This is a genomic window from Shimia sp. SK013, from assembly GCF_001292625.1.
Lineage (GTDB): Bacteria > Pseudomonadota > Alphaproteobacteria > Rhodobacterales > Rhodobacteraceae > Shimia.
Window position 1 is genome coordinate 1 of the sequence record NZ_LAJH01000022.1, and the last position, 1,305, is coordinate 1,305.

General features: G+C 47.6%; 3 protein-coding genes. All 3 read left to right on the plus strand.

The window, feature by feature from the left end; all coding sequences use genetic code 11:
* The coding region (locus SHIM_RS20235; protein WP_206541376.1) for a hypothetical protein at nt 1–288 on the plus strand (288 nt) is incomplete at its 5' end.
* A complete protein-coding gene (locus SHIM_RS17545) occupies nt 285–500 on the plus strand; it encodes a hypothetical protein (RefSeq protein ID WP_029826510.1) in 216 nt (71 codons plus the stop codon). The genes SHIM_RS20235 and SHIM_RS17545, both read left to right, overlap by 4 nt.
* Nucleotides 484–1,305 (plus strand): replication initiation factor domain-containing protein (locus tag SHIM_RS17550; protein ID WP_054003995.1); only part of this gene is annotated, 822 nt, incomplete at its 3' end. The genes SHIM_RS17545 and SHIM_RS17550, both read left to right, overlap by 17 nt.

The window sequence follows — 1,305 nt, forward strand, 5'->3', positions numbered from 1 at the left end:
CAAGGCGTTCTGATGGTTCGCTCAGTTTCCCGTTCAATGCCAACTCCAACCAAATGGATTCGTCGTTATCTCAAGAAACTTGGCGTACGTCGCGTTGGTAAGTCTTTGTCTAACGGTGTTTTATTTACTGGTGACGCTGTCACTGAAATCCTTACTTGTTTGCAAGCTAAACAGGCTAAGAACGACACCATACCGTTTGAACTGAATATCAGCGCCCTGCCGATTTTAACTTGGTTTCGTTCGCCACTCAGCCTTGGCACTCCAACATTGGAGGCTCAGTACTCATGAACGAAGCTCAAATCATCTATTACGACTTGCTGCCTGACTACACGGTGTCTGTGTTGGTCAAAGGTTGCGACGAATGGGATTTGCTTAAATCCATGTCTCATCTTGAGTCTTGGGCTTCGTCTCAGTTCGCTTCTTATGAGTTGGTGTCCATCACCAACACGACCGTTGAACAACGTATCAATTTGGGGGTGTTCGATGACTACTGCAACTAACATCCTTAAAAGTTTCGATGAGCAAAGCGTTCATATTGATTACCTGTGTTTTACTTTTGCGGTGAAAGACTTACGTCATTGTCACGATGCGGTTCGTCGATTGCACAAGCATGAAGAATACAAAGGCTTTGCCAAATCAGGGCTGTTACAGCGTCACTGTCGTGCACCTAAGTTCCCTGCTCCACCTGTGTTTAATCCGACCGTCGCTAAGACGTCTGAAGAAATTGAAGCGTACAACAAAGCCTTTGATATCTGTTATCGCAACTACTTAGAAGATTGCTTGCGTATCTTCACTAATCAAGTGCTTGGTTTGTCGCTGTCTGCGCCTCGCGGTTTGGGTTTCCAGTTCTACACCGAATCCATGAAACTGACTTCGCCAGATGGTGAGGACTTTTGCGGCTTCGTTGGTATCGGCGGTAACAATGACACGGTGCATTTCCAAATCAACGGAACGGGATGCAAGCATGTATTTGCCCGTCGTCCTACGTGGTCGCTGCATGACTGGCTGACCAATGTGCTTGGTGTGCAAACTCTGGCGCGTGTTGACTTGGCTTATGACGATTACGACGGGATTTTCGATTGCGAATACGCTTACAAGGCGTGGCGCGACGACTGTTTTAGAACCGCTGAACGTGGCCGTGGTCCTGTACTTCATGAAGATATGACCATTGCCAGTATCGGCAAAGATGGCAAACCGATTTACACCAAAGAACAATACTCGATTGGTTCGCGTACCTCGCGCATTTACTGGCGTATCTACAACAAGGCTCTTGAGCAGAAGCTCGCAAACACGGGGCTTGCCCAG

What these genes read in the sequence shown, in the direction of transcription:
- SHIM_RS17545 (WP_029826510.1), top strand. Translation starts at nt 285, where the DNA reads ATGAACGAAGCTCAAATCATCTATTACGACTTGCTGCCTGACTACACG.